Source organism: Streptomyces sp. NPDC037100 (assembly GCF_055606225.1).
On record NZ_JBVJSX010000009.1, the window covers coordinates 346,194 to 358,813 of the forward strand.

The 12,620-nt window shown below is 69.2% G+C and carries 11 protein-coding genes; 7 read left to right on the plus strand and 4 right to left on the minus strand.

Annotated features, from left to right (window positions below; genetic code table 11):
- Positions 1 to 164: 164 nt before the first annotated feature.
- Positions 165 to 1,067 (minus strand): terpene synthase family protein, encoded by a 903-nt coding sequence (locus ACZ7EG_RS28495; RefSeq protein WP_471084797.1) that lies wholly within the window; start codon positions 1,065 to 1,067, stop codon positions 165 to 167.
- Positions 1,068 to 1,132: 65 nt separating this feature from the next.
- The gene (locus ACZ7EG_RS28500; protein ID WP_471084799.1) at positions 1,133 to 1,525 is read right to left on the minus strand and encodes a hypothetical protein; all 393 of its coding nucleotides are present in this window, start codon (positions 1,523 to 1,525) and stop codon (positions 1,133 to 1,135) included.
- Between the two features lie 616 nt (positions 1,526 to 2,141).
- On the opposite strand from ACZ7EG_RS28500, the gene ACZ7EG_RS28505 reads away from it, so the two are divergent.
- The 6 genes from ACZ7EG_RS28505 to ACZ7EG_RS28530 all read left to right on the plus strand — a co-directional run bounded on the left by ACZ7EG_RS28505 (position 2,142) and on the right by ACZ7EG_RS28530 (position 8,499).
- Positions 2,142 to 2,576 (plus strand): hypothetical protein, encoded by a 435-nt coding sequence (locus ACZ7EG_RS28505; protein WP_471084802.1) that lies wholly within the window; start codon positions 2,142 to 2,144, stop codon positions 2,574 to 2,576.
- Positions 2,577 to 2,891: 315 nt separating this feature from the next.
- Positions 2,892 to 3,458 carry a hypothetical protein gene (locus ACZ7EG_RS28510; protein ID WP_471084805.1) on the plus strand — a complete coding sequence of 189 codons (567 nt, stop codon included), beginning with the start codon at positions 2,892 to 2,894 and terminating at the stop codon, positions 3,456 to 3,458.
- A 662-nt stretch (positions 3,459 to 4,120) separates the two neighbouring features.
- Positions 4,121 to 4,663 (plus strand): hypothetical protein, encoded by a 543-nt coding sequence (locus ACZ7EG_RS28515; protein ID WP_471084808.1) that lies wholly within the window; start codon positions 4,121 to 4,123, stop codon positions 4,661 to 4,663.
- Positions 4,664 to 5,070: 407 nt separating this feature from the next.
- Positions 5,071 to 5,781, plus strand: coding sequence for a tectonin domain-containing protein (locus ACZ7EG_RS28520; RefSeq protein WP_471084811.1), 711 nt, complete (start codon positions 5,071 to 5,073; stop codon positions 5,779 to 5,781).
- An 881-nt stretch (positions 5,782 to 6,662) separates the two neighbouring features.
- The gene (locus ACZ7EG_RS28525) at positions 6,663 to 7,568 is read left to right on the plus strand and encodes a universal stress protein (RefSeq protein WP_471084814.1); all 906 of its coding nucleotides are present in this window, start codon (positions 6,663 to 6,665) and stop codon (positions 7,566 to 7,568) included.
- Between the two features lie 40 nt (positions 7,569 to 7,608).
- Complete coding sequence (locus ACZ7EG_RS28530) at positions 7,609 to 8,499, plus strand: universal stress protein (protein WP_471084817.1); 891 nt, start codon at positions 7,609 to 7,611, stop codon at positions 8,497 to 8,499.
- A 134-nt stretch (positions 8,500 to 8,633) separates the two neighbouring features.
- Here the strand turns inward: ACZ7EG_RS28530 and ACZ7EG_RS28535 are convergent, their stop codons facing one another.
- Complete coding sequence (locus ACZ7EG_RS28535) at positions 8,634 to 8,927, minus strand: hypothetical protein (protein WP_471084820.1); 294 nt, start codon at positions 8,925 to 8,927, stop codon at positions 8,634 to 8,636.
- Between the two features lie 142 nt (positions 8,928 to 9,069).
- On the opposite strand from ACZ7EG_RS28535, the gene ACZ7EG_RS28540 reads away from it, so the two are divergent.
- Positions 9,070 to 9,978: a universal stress protein gene (locus tag ACZ7EG_RS28540; protein WP_471084823.1), complete on the plus strand. Its 909-nt coding sequence runs from the start codon at positions 9,070 to 9,072 to the stop codon at positions 9,976 to 9,978.
- Between the two features lie 551 nt (positions 9,979 to 10,529).
- Here ACZ7EG_RS28540 and ACZ7EG_RS28545 read toward each other — a convergent pair.
- Positions 10,530 to 12,242: a SulP family inorganic anion transporter gene (locus ACZ7EG_RS28545; RefSeq protein ID WP_471084826.1), complete on the minus strand. Its 1,713-nt coding sequence runs from the start codon at positions 12,240 to 12,242 to the stop codon at positions 10,530 to 10,532.
- Positions 12,243 to 12,620: the final 378 nt, after the last annotated feature.

Consider the following 12,620-nt stretch of genomic DNA (forward strand, 5'->3'; position numbering starts at 1 on the left):
CGCGCGCCAAGAGCCGCTCGCGCCCGGCAGGCAGCGTTGCTGGGAAATGCGACGACGGCCAGGCCGGGGGGAGTTGCTCTGCGGAAGGGAGTCTCATCGGTAGGACAGTCCTTGGAGGGCACGGAGAACTCGGTGGTGTGGATCGGAAGGGCCGGGCACCGAGGTCAGTCACACAGGCCGGGCGCCCAGCGGGCATCGAAGCGATGGGTGACGCCGAGCCAGTGCAGCGTCGCGGCCACAAAGGAACCGAGCGCCGCTACGTAACGCCGTACTCCATCCCGCTCGGCACCGGGCACGGCCATCGCGGCCAACGAGGCGGCCAACGCATGGAAATCCCTCAGTCGGTCATCGCGCATCACCGTGACCTGTTCGCGCGCCGAGGCCAGGGAGCAGCCGCGCTCACGGCTCAACACAGTCACCAGGTTGTCGCGGCCCTCCCGCAGGTCGTCCTCGTCCGAAACCAGGTCATTGGTCCAACCGGCCACATCAGCCGCAGCCCGCCGCAGGGCCCTCACGAGGTCCTCCCCGGCGGGCAGGCCGGGCCAGGGCGCGCCAGTGGTGCACTCCAGGATGTCTGCCATAGGCAGGGCGGTGATAGTTCTTCGACGCCGCAGGACGTAGTCGTGCAGCCCCAGCTGGTCCAGGTCGGCGCGGCCGGTGGCCTCTTCATGCGTAGCCAGGGCGAAGTCGCGGTAGTCTGCAACGAACCGCTCCCGCCACTGAGTGGGCATCCGCGGAGCCGTACGCCGCCACAAGTCGTGCAGGGCACGCTCGAACCCGCTGCCAGATCCGGCAGAGCCACCGGTGAGCACGTCCAGCAGCCGGTTGAACAGCGACGCGACCTCCTCCGGCCGGACGTCGACCCCGCCGCGGTCGAGCCGGTCGTCGACCAGGCAGATGAATGCAGCCCACTGGGCCGTCAGTTCCACATCGCAGGTGTTCGCCTCCGGCGCGGTCAACTCAGCGAATTTCCCCAGTCGCATAGCAGCCAGGCGCTTCTCTTCAAAAGCGTCGACCACCAGGCTCAAATCCCGTGTCCATGCCAGCACTGCGGCGCCGACCTGCATAGCCCGGACCTCACCCGGCAGGTCAGAGCGGAGTAGGCCAGCACCAGTTTCCCCCGTCATCCGCCTCAGCCCAGCCCCGGTGCCACATCGACACGGCCCGCGAGCGTGGCCAGGCTGCTCCCAGTGGGAACCGGTGACACACCGAACGCTCGAGAGAAGACCGCCGAACCGTCCGGCTGGAGCATCGTGTCGAACGGCTTGCTCTCAACCGAGCCAGGCGAGTTCAGGGACGGCATAGTGACCGTGACCTTCGACATGTCGATCTCGTACGTGGAGAGATCAACCGGCTGCGCGGCTTCATCTCCGACAGCCCCATGGATCAGCATCGACCGCCGCGCCAAGTCACCCTGCGCCCCGGTGAAGCGAAGACTGCGCCCGTCCGAGGCCCGCGTGAAGGTCATGCCGCCACCCGCCGACCAGGACCCCTCGGTCAGGTCGAGGCTGATCTTGCCCTTCATCGGCCACTGCACACACGGGGTCGGCCCAGAAGAGTCGAGCACGGCCGGAGCGTCGGCTGTCGTCGCAATTCCGTCGGCCGCCAGGCGCTCAGCCGCCACGGCAGACAAGCACCACGTGACCGTCCCCGCAACAGGCATCACGGGCCCCGCAGCCACAGCCGCAGACACGCCCACAGCCGACAGGGAAAGCAGAGCAGTGACGATCACTGTACGACGCCGCATGAGCAAGCCTTCCTTTAGAGGGCTGCCAGATTTGCCTATAACGCCTCCAAAGTGGGATGAATGAACGTTTCCCTGGCCGAAGTTCACCTGAAGGCGTGAGAGAGGTGCCTGCTTCCCCTGAGTTGTAACGCGGACACACGTCGGTCATCCTCATGAATGAACGCCGCGTGCCGGTTCCGTCTACGTTCTGTCCGGCAGATCACTGAAGGACAGCACGCCGCGACGCCGCGTCGTTCCGGCCGTGGCGCCGACCGGCGCTTGCCGGTCTGTTGGATCACCGGGTGGGCGAACGCCAAGCCCCCGACATTAAACGTCAAATGCCTCTTTCTACCTGGACGGGTGGCATCCGACTGATCATGTCTTGTCCTACGACTGCCTTACTTAGCGTAAAGGCATGACAACTCCAGCAAGTTACCGGCAGGGCTCGACATGGCTCCAGACCGGCCCGGTCGACTTCAGCCACTCACTCACCGGTGCCGACAGGACCGATGAGCGGATCTCCGAGGTCCCGGACCTCACGATCCCCTTCCCCGGAGTGTGGGAGATCTCGTACCACGCCCGCTCGTACACCGGCGGGACCGCAGCGGCGAGCTTGCTCGTCCGTACTGCACTGTTCAAGAACGGCCAGGTCATCCCCGGCACTGAAGCACTGACCGGTGGGAACGTGGAAATGCAGACCACCCCCGGGCAGACGATCCTGGAGAAGTTCGCCATCGGAGACGTCATCACGCTCCACGCGTACCGCATCGGGACGGGCAGCGCCCAAGTCATCAGCAACGGCGACGGACGTACGGGAGTCATGGCGCACTGGGTGAGCCCCGGGTTCTAGGCCGCTGCTTCAGTCAGCTTGGGCGCCTGCTGGGCGGCTGCGTGTCTGAAGGTGCAGATGCGCGGCGGCACGACATGGCTCCCAGCCGTCGCCTGGGCCGTCAACCAGGCCGATGGCCGACGCGCCGGCAAGCTCCCCAGGGGCATCCAGAAGATCCACACGGGCGGGTGACAGCGACGTACCGGACGACAACCCCGTCGGCTGGCTCCTCGATTACGTGTAGCCCACGACCCCGGCCGAGCCGCCGCCGCGAGCTTTCTTGCGGGATCCATCCCGGAATCTGGACCAGACGTCAACGAGTGAGGGGAATGCCTGATGGCGAACGAACTCAAGTACGGCGATCAGATCCACCTGCAGAACGGGTACAACAGCTGGCAGGGCGGCTACCTCGACACCCTCAACCACAGCCCCCATGCCGGCCTGAAGCACGAGGTGGCCACCGCCGACAGCCCCACCCGCGCCCAGGGCTCGGGCACGTGGGAGATCCTGTCCGCCTCGGGTAAGGCAGCCGGCCAGCCCGTCCTGAGCGGGGACCTGGTCCACCTGCGCAACCTCTACGGCGGCGACGGCGGCTACCTCGACACCGCAAACCACGCCAGCACCGTGCAGAAGAGCGTCGGCGGCAAGTACGACGTGTCCACCGCCCAGGCCACGAACCGCGCCCCCGGCAGCGGCAGCTGGCGGATCTTCGCCCAGACCTCCGCACCCGGCGACCAGAACGTCCGGGAAGGAGACATCGTCCTCTTGTGGAACACCTACGACGACAACGGCGGCTTCCTGGAGGTCAACCAGAACGCCACAAACGGCGGCAAGCTCGACGTCTGCACCAACGCCTACTTCAACCGCGGCGGCAACTTCGCCGACTGGAAGATCAGTAAGTAAGGCGTACCCCTCCTCCCGCGACACCTGGCCCCGGCTGCCGCAGGGGCCGCCGGGGCCTTCGGCCTTCGGCCTTCTGCCGTACGGGCGCGGAGTGTCGCGTACCTAGCCGAGAGTGGCTGCGACGTCGACGCCCAGGCCCGGTCCATCACGTCGCTGACCGTCTTAGCATCGCGCGCCGCCTCGAAGACGTGAACGGACAGCAGGGCCACGGTTTCGGGTAGTTCAGAAGCAGCTACGCCCACCGTGCCCAGGACAGCGACGGCTGGCTCCGTCTGGCCATCGTTCCGGCACCCGTGCAACGGCTCCTGCACCTCGTCGGCCTGGACGACCTCATGCCCATGTATGCCGCGCTTCAGGCCGCCCTCCCCTTCTGAAGAAACCGGCCAGGCGCCCAAGAGCTGCATGCGTCGCAGGGATTCCCTCACGTGCCCCTGCCGGGCCCCGGGCCTCGAACTCCGGCCCTCTTCGCGCGGGCGGTCAGCGTCGCGCAGGATCGGGCTCCGACGGCTTGGGCCTGGGCCGTCGCACCGGGTTCATCCTTTCGTGGTCTCCCGGTGCGTGAGCAGGCCCGGCCCTGTGGTGATCGGTAGCGTGCGGAAAGCCGTCGTTCGCGCGGCATGTCCGCGTCGCCCGGCGCGGCCCCCTGCTCCGGAGGTGTCCCGATGGTGAGTATTGGCGGCCTGCTACCCCCGATCGGGCTGGAGATCCCGTGCTCCGGCTACGCCGTGAACGTGCCGTTGAAGATCGACGCGACCGGTATGGTCGAGCTCGACTTCAAGGGCGGCATCAGGGTCCGCATCGAGGCGAACCTCAATGGCGGTCTCGGCGGAGTGAAGATGAGGATCATCGGCGAGGAGTACAGCGCCGACCACCCGACGCTCGGCAAGGTCACGCTCTCGCAGGCCGACGTCGACACCACGCCGCTCAGCCTGCTGGAAGTCGTCTCGAACATGCCGCCGACGTTCAGGAGCACCCTGTTCCACGACTTCACCCTCACCATCGAGAAGTTCCCCGCCACCGGTGAGCCTATGGTGCTGTCCAACACCAAGACGATGACCACCCTGAACGGCAACCTCACCGTGTTCCCCCCGCAGGGCGCCGTCTACCAGTTGCAACAGCCGGTCGACTTCGCACCCGTCGGCGACCCGGGCAACGTCGTCGTGCAGCTCATGGCCCTTCCGATGACCATGTCCCACAACCCCTGACCACCCGCCCCGCCCGTCCCGTCTGCCTGTCGACAGGCAGACGGGACGGGCGGGGCGGCACTTGTGGCGGACCCCGCTGGGCTCCTAGCAGCCAGGGCTCTGTCGGCCGATACCTGCTCGCGCGTCTTTCGTGCCGAAGTCCACGGCCTCGCCCGATGCGCCGGAAGTCCTGGGCCGCTTCGTGGGGAGCACGGACCGGTGCTCATGTCGATAGCCCATGGGTGGGACAGCGTGTCCGGCCGAAGCGCTCCCGGCCGAGCCGGATCCGCCGCGCCCTAGCAAGGCAACGGGAACTGAAACCATGATTTACTGGCTCGTTTGACATTAAGACAAGAATTCGCCCCTTTTATCGCGGTCGTCTCGTCACTCAGTGTCGTAGCCAACAGCGGCTCGACGGAGGGGACTTCATGGCGGATTGGGTGAAGGTCGACGGCGGTCTCTCGGCCATCTCGGCGGGGTCCAGGACGACGGTGTGGGGTGTGAACTCCGCGAATGCCGTCTACCGGTACACGAACTTCGACGGCAGCCCCTGGATCAACATTCCGGGTGGGCTGAGCGACATCGGTGCCGCGGCGGACGGCACCGTGTGGGGCGTCAACAGCGGCAACCAGATCTACCGGTACACCGGCGACCAGAGCACGACGAACTGGGTGGGCATCAACGGCAGCCTGGTCCGCATCGATGCGGGTTCCCGGACGAACGTGTGGGGCGTGGACTCCGCCGGCGCCATCTACCGGTACACCAACAACGACACCAACCCGTGGCTCAAGATCCCCGGAGGACTGAGTGACATCGGCGCCGCGGCGGACGGCACCGTGTGGGGCGTCAACAGCGGCAACTATGTCTTCCGGTACGTGGGGGACCAGGACAGCTCGAACCCGTGGAAGAGCGTCAACGGCAGCCTGAAGCGGATCGCGGTCGGCTCCCGGACTAACGTGTGGGGCGTCGACACGGCAGGCAGCATCTACCGGTACACCAACAACGACGCCAGCGGCACCAACCCCTGGGTCAAGATCCCCGGCAACGCCACCGACATCGCCGCAGGCGCCGACGGCACCGTGTGGCACGTCAACAGCGCCGGCGCGATCTACCGGTACACCGGCGACCAGCCAAGCTGATCCAGCCCCGACAACCGTGCGGCCCCGGCCAACAGGTCGGGCCCGCACGGCTGCTCCGGTCTGTAGCCCCCGCGCCGCTGTCCTGCTCAGCTGGCCGCGAGGCGGAACCGGCAGCAGCCCAGCGCGGCCCGCTGCCCGATGGCCGAGCTTCCAGAACAGGTCCACCAAAAGCGGTACGGACAGGCGGCGCGGATGGGCCGCTTGGGCGTTCGGTGACGGAGACCAGGATCCACCCGAGGAGCTTGCCCACGTTGATGTTCATGCCCTGGAGTTGAGCGAATGCCGGGGCCGTCACCGTCCCCACGAGATTGATGGGGTTGGCAAGTTGACCCGTAGAAACACGCAGGTCAGGCGCACATGTGGCGGGGCACCATAGTTCGAGGGTTGGCTATGCGTGTGGCCACCATGCCAGCTCACGACAGGGCGGTTCAGGGGCTCGAAGGTGGTCGAAACGAGTGCTGTCCGTGACGCGTAGGTCGGAGTGATGTGGCGGTGCGGTGCTGACTCCCGTGCTGGTTTGGTGCTGACCAAAAGCCCACGTCATCACCTGTCCTCACCCCATCACCTGTCCTCACTCCCCGTGCTGACCTGGTGCTGACTACGCTCCGTCGAACTCGGACATCTGGGGTTGATCGACTCGGAGTCGTTGCGTAAGAGGTGACCGGCGGGCCGACTGGCTGACAGCGCCGGGACTGCGGGGCTCCGGGAGGCCCCCCGCAGTCCCGGCGCCGCGATCGCACTTCTGCACACGTTCTGGGCCCGCACATGGGGCCGATCGGCCCCATGCCAGGGGGCCTGTGGCCTCTCCAACACACCATCCCCGGCTGCGAGGCTGCAGCCGGATACTCCATGCGTTCGACCTGCCCCAGGAGGTACGTCCCATGTCCCGCACCGTCACCGTAGGGCTCGACGGCTCGTCCGAGAGCCGGGCCGCCGCCGAGTGGGCGGCCCGTGAGGCGCAGCTGCGCGCGTTGCCGTTGAGGCTGGTGAACGTCTGGGAACCGGTGCCGACGCCCATGGCCCTGGCACCCCTGCTGGGCGCCGAAGCGCAGCAGAAGTGGCCGGATCGGATCCTGCGCGAGGCGGCCGAAGGGCTGCGGCTGCGCCACCCCGGCGTGGAGGTCGTCGGGGAACAGCTCACCGGGCGACCGGGCGAGGTGCTGTCCGACGCGGCCGAGGAGGCTGAGCTCCTCGTGCTGGGGTCCCGGGGGCTGAGTGGCATCAGCGGGTTCCTGGTCGGCTCGGTCGGCCAAGCCGTCGTCGCGCGTACCGAGCGGCCCGTGGTCCTCGTACGGGCCGGGGAAGCGGCCGCTGACGAGCACGTCATGGACCCGGCAGGCATTCCGTCCGCCGCGACCGGGTACCGGCCCGTCGTCCTGGGGCTGGACACCAGCCATCCCCACGAGGCGTTGATCGAGTTCGCGATCGACGCGGCCATGCGCCGCGCCACCACGCTGCAGGTCGTCCACGGCTTCACCCTGCCGCCCTATTTCGCCTACGGGCTGCCCGACGACCCGGAGCTGAACGCCCTGATCGCCGCAGAATGGGCGTCAGCGCTGACCGAGGTCCTGCGTCCCTGGCGACAGAAGTTCCCGTCGCTGGAGATCGTCGAGAGCTCCCGGGCCGGCAAGGCCGCCGACCAACTGGTGGCCGCCTCCCACGACGCCTCCCTGGTTGTGGTCGGGCGCCAGATCCGCCGCTCTTTGTTCGGCGCCCACATCGGCCCCGTCACGCACGCCGTACTGCACCACGCTGCTGCCCCCGTCGCCGTCGTCCCGCACGACTGAATGGCCCGGCAGAGGAGTAAAGGAAGGGACAGCAAGGGAGATGAGGACCATGGAGTTGCCCCTGACCGTGGGCGTGGACGGCTCCGAGCCGAGCATGCGGGCGGTGGACTGGGCGGCTGACGAGGCCGTCCTGCACGGGGTGCCGCTGCGGCTGGTGTACGCCTCCCTGTGGGAACGGTACGAAGGCGCCGCGCTCGCCCAGGGGCTGGGCAGATCCTCGGAGCAGGTGCTGGCCGACGACATCGTCGAGGCCGCGGCGCGGCGCGCCCACCGACGGGCCCCGGACCTGAAGATCACCACCGCGGTTCTGCCCGATGACGCCGTCAGCGCGCTCCTCGACGAGGGCCGCCACGCCTGCGCACTCGTCATCGGATCGCGGGGCCGCAGCGGTATCGCCGAGCGGCTGCTCGGCTCGGTCAGCCTGGCCGTCGCCGCCCGCGCCCACTGCCCGGTGATCGTGCTGCGCGGCGGCCACGACGACCGACGCACGTCCCGGATCTACCAGCGCATCGTGCTCGGTGTCGGCGAGGAACCGGGAAACACGGCAGCCGTGCGCTTCGCCTTCGAGGAGGCGGCAGCCCGCTACGCCACCCTGCACGCCGTACGGGCCTGGCGCCGCCCCACACACCCGAGCACCGCCCGTGCCCTGCCTGCGGGAGAGCCCGCCCGTCATCCTGAGCAGCAGGCCGCCATGACGGTGGAAGCGGCCCTGTCCGACGCGGCGGCCGCCCACCCGTCCGTGCCAGTGCGCCGGCGCACTGCCGAAGGTCCCGCCCACCAGGTGCTGCTGGACGCCTCGGCCACCGCCGACCTGCTCGTCGTAGGCGCCCAGCGCCGCCGCGGACACGCCGGGCTCCAGCTCGGCAGGGTCGCCCACACGGCCTTGCACCACTCCTCCTGCCCGGTGGCGGTCGTACCCCAGTGGTCTTGACCGGTTCAATGGCTCGCCGCCTGGCCGGGACATAGGTCTCCTCGTCGGGCCGCAGGAAGACCCGCAGCACGTCACGGCGGGTGGCGATACCGATGAGGCGGTCCTCCTCGTCGACCACGGGCAGCCGTTCGACATCATGACGCCCCATCACCCGCGCCGTGTCCGCCACACCTTGTTCCGGGTGCACGGTGATCGCGGGCGGCGACATCGGCTGCCCGGCGGTGGTGGCACGCTCCTTGGCTGTCGTGCGCCGCGTCCTGCGGCGCAGTGCCGGGAGCCGGGAGCCGGAAGCCGCGTCCCCGGTCCCGTTCGGCTTGCGCCGCCTGCCGGAGGATCAGGTCGGACTCGGAGATCAGGTCCACGACCTTGTCGTCGGCGTCCACCACCGGCGGGCCGCTGATCGGATGCCGGCCCAGCAGACGAGCCACCTCCTTGAACGGCTCCCCGGAATCACGGCGAGAAGCACGGGGGCCGGGAAGCCCGAGGAAAGGGACCTCTGGTCCCTGCGCACGGCTCGGTGTTCGTAGCAGGCTTCAGAGTGGACACGCGGACACCGAGGAGGCACAGGTCATGGATCGACACGTTGCCGTAGGGATCGACGGTTCTCCCGAGAGCCTCGCCGCCGCGCACTGGGCGGCCCGCGAGGCCCTGGGCCGCGGCGCGGAGCTGCAGCTGGTGCACGCCTGGCAGGTGCACGCGCGCCCTCCGGCCTATGTGCCCATGGACATGACCGAGCGCGGCTGGGCCAAGCAGATCCTGGCAGAGGCGTCGAACAGCGTCCGTGCCGCGCACCCCGCGCTGAGCATCGTCGACCGGCAGGTGAAGGAATCACCGGTGGCCGCCCTGCTCGAAGCGGCCGAACGCGCCGACCTCCTGGTGCTCGGCTCCCGCGGTCTCAGCGGTGTCAGGGGTTTCCTGCTCGGCTCGGTCTCCCAGCGGGTCCTCGCCAGGTCCCCGCGCCCCGTCGTCCTGACCCGGGCAGGTGAGAGCTCCGCCGCCGAACACCTCCCGGCCCCCGACGGTGTCTCACCGGACGAGATACCCGAGCTCCCGTACCGCGACATCGTCCTTGGCCTCGACACCGGCCAACCGTGCGACGACCTCATCGAGTTCGCCTTCGCGGCGGCCCGGCGCCGCAGCGCCGCGCTGCGCGTGGTCCACACCTTCACCGTCCCGCCGGGATACACAACCGCCGACCGGGTCGTCCCGCCGCCCGGCCCGGAGCTGCTCGCGGAGCACGAGCACGCCGTGGTCGCGGCGCTGCGCCCGTGGGGCGAGAAATTCCCCGAGGTCGCCGTCACCGAGACGGTCGCCGAGGGCCGGGCGGTCACCGAACTGGTCCGTGCCGCTGCCGGGGCTGCCCTGGTGGTGGTGGGGCGCCGGATACGGGACAGCCGTCTCGGGTTCCACACCGGTCCGGTCACTCACGGGGTGTTGCACCACGTCGGCTGCCCCGTCGCCGTTGTGCCCCACGTCTGAACCAGCACCCGCGCCTGACGTCATCGGCTTCTCCCGCTGATCAACGTCGTCAGCCGGCGCCGATTTGGATGGTTGCGAGCCGTTGCCTTCCCGCTGGGCGCCCCGCCGGCGTCGGTCCTCCTCCTCGGCGTCCGCGATGGCCTCCCACTCGTCCTGCTCGGCCGCCGACGACTCCCCGGCCTGCCCGAAAAGGCGGTTCGGTTCCGGCAACGTCTCCTCCCGCTGCCACGCCCCCACACACTCCACAGCGTGGGAAATCACCCGCGCAAGACCCACACAGGGCGCCGCATCGCATCCGGCGGCATCTCCTGTGTAACAGGCACCCGACCGCGTTTCGGCGCTGATTCACGGTGCTGGGCCGACTGGGGCCGAACGGCCCCATGGATTCGGGCACATCGGTCCCACAATCCGCACCGCCGCGGGGCCGCACGGCACCGGGACGACCGACTGTCGGCTCTGTCTGTGGCAGCCGTTCCGGGTGAGCGCCGGCGGCGACGTGATCGCCAGGCGCTCCGCAAGCCGCACGTCGAGGGAGAGGGACCTTAGGAGGTCTACTGATCCAGGTTCCACTTCCGGTATGCGGCCACCGCCGTCGGCAGAGTGGGAAAGATCCGTTCGCGGCCGACGGACTCCACCAAGCCGTACGCCGTCAGGTCGTCCAGCAGGTCCTGCTTGACGCGTGCGAGGGCGAAGACGACGCCGCGTCGGGCAAGTTCGCGGCGGAGTTCGTCGACCGAGTCCAGGGCCGTGATGTCGACCTCCACATTCGCCTCGGTGTTGAGGACGAACCAGCGGACCGGTTCGGTCTGTCCGTCCACGGCGGCCAGGGCCCGGCGGCGGAAGTTCTCTGCGTTGGCGAAGAACAGCGGGGAGTCGTAGCGGTAGACGAGCAGGCCGGGGATGGTGCGGGCCTGGGGGTAGTCGTCGATGTCGTGCATGCCGGCCACACCGGGGACGAGGCCCTGGACGGCGTCGTGCGGGCGGGCCACCCGGGTGAGCAGTTCGGCCACGGACAGGCCGACGGCGACCAGCACGCCGTACAGGATGTCCAGGGCGAGAACCCCGGCCAGGCAGCCGAGCGCCAGCAGGAGTTCCCGGCGGCGAAAGGATGCCAGCCGCCGGAAGCCCGTCAGGTCGATCATGCGGACGGCCGCGTAGACGACGAGCGCCCCGAGGATCGCCGTGGGCGTGCGGGAGAGCAGCGGGCTCAGGAAGAGCAGGACCGCGAGGACGGCCGCGCCGGCCACCAGTGCGTACGCCTGGCTGTGCCCGCCTGCTGATGAGGCGAGCGCGGTTCGGCTGGCGCTGCTGCTGACCGGGAATCCGTGCAGTGTGCCCGCACCGAGGTTGGCCGCGCCCAGAGCGAGGAACTCCTGGTTGGCGTCGAGCCCGGAACCCTTGTCATCGCGCGTGGTGAAGGCCCGTGCGGTGAGGATGAGGTCGGTGTAGCCGACCAGGAGGAGGCCCAGCGCGGGGAGGATCAGGTGCGGCAGTACGGCCAGGTCCGGCAGGGCCACGGTGGGAAGGCCCGACGGGACGTCGCCGATCACCTTGATGCCGTATCGGTCGTCGACGTCGAACAGGGATACGGCCGCCGTAGCGAAGACCACGACGAGGAGGGGGCCGGGAACGTCGCGGTAGAAGCGGGCCACCGTGAAGAGGACGCCGAGCGCCACCATGGCGAACAGGGCCGTGACCACGTGGGCGTGTGACAGGTGCCGCACGAAGGACCACAGTTGGGCGAAGAAGGCCGAGCCCGTCGTCGGGACACCGGTGAGTTTGGGAAGCTGGTCCACGATCATGATCAGCGCCACGCCCGCCAGATACCCGATCAGCACCGGCCGGGACAGCAGATCCGCGACGAATCCGAGCCGTGTCGCCCATGCCAGCGCGCACAGCAGGCCGACCGCGATCGCGAGGGTCGCGGCCAGCGTCGCGTACCGGTTCGGATCTCCGGCGGCGAGCGGCCCGACCACCGTCGCCGTCATCAGCGCAGTCGTCGACTCCGGGCCGACCGAAAGCAGGCGGGAGGAGCCGAGCAGGGCGTACAGGGCGAGCGCGGGCAGGATCGCCCACAGCCCGGCGACCGGCGGCAGGCCGGCCACGCCCGCGTACGCCATCACCTGGGGCACGAGATACGCGGCCACTGTCACTCCGGCCAGGACGTCGCCTCGCAGCCACGAGCGCCGATAGCCGAGCAGCGTGCCGAGTCCGGGCACCAGACGGCGCCATTGTGGAGCACGGCCGACCGAGCTCTGGGACATGATCCTCCTTGGGGTCAAGGACTCAGGATCCTCCGGGCTTCTGGCCGGCCGCGAGGTGCCGAACGGCCCGCGAGGCATCTTCTGCCGGCGCAGCGCTGCTGGTCGGCATGGCGGGCACGGGCCGCCACCACCCCCTCGGGGAACCGACCGCGCACGAGCGCTCCGACCGAGGCCGGGCGCCTGGAGGCCACCGCTTGACCTCACTCCGCCCGCACGTCCCGCTCTGCCGTCGGTCGGCGTCGCCGGACGCTGCGACACGGAGAACAGCGGTCGGCCCATGGGGCCTATCGGCCCTCGACAGGGGACCTGCGGTCTCTGCATCGCGCCATTGCCTCGCCACCACCCTGGGACCGTAACCCCGATTCAGGAGGTGGACAT